General features: G+C 64.3%; 1 protein-coding gene. It reads left to right on the top strand.

The genetic code is table 11. The annotated features are described in order from the left end of the window. Positions 1–460: hypothetical protein (locus tag DCS98_RS22610; RefSeq protein ID WP_206340415.1), on the top strand; the 460-nt coding region annotated here is incomplete at both ends.

The raw sequence follows: 460 nt of genomic DNA, 5'->3' as shown, positions 1-460 counted from the left end.
GTGGTGAGTGGAGCAACACCGCTTCGGTTGCCGTCGAACTGCCGCCGGCTACGGTGCCTGTGCTGACCGTACCGGCAACCGCCTTCAACGGCAGCTACAGCGTCAGTTGGTCGGCCTCTGCCGGTGCAGAGCGCTTTGAGCTCGACGAGAGTGCCAATGGTGGTGCCTGGACCCAGGTCCACAATGCGGTGGGCCAATCCAAGGGGTTCACCGGCAAACCGGGAGGCAGCTTCAACTACCGTGTCCGCGCGTGTAATCCGGTGGGGTGTACCAGCTACAGCGGTAGCGCTGCGGTGGCGGTGGTCTACCCGCCTGCGAGTGTTCCGGGAGTATCAGCGCCGGCCCGTTCGGCACAGGGCAGCATTGGCATCGGCTGGAACGGAGTTGGCGGTGCTGACCGCTACACGCTGCAGGAAAGCACCAATGGCGGTGGGTGGGTGACGCTGATGGATGCACATGT

Source organism: Blastococcus litoris, from assembly GCF_003075095.1.
Taxonomy (GTDB): Bacteria; Actinomycetota; Actinomycetes; order Mycobacteriales; family Geodermatophilaceae; genus Blastococcus_B; species Blastococcus_B litoris.
Note: the sequence above shows the minus strand (reverse complement) of the source record. Positions and strands in the feature narration are given on the sequence as shown.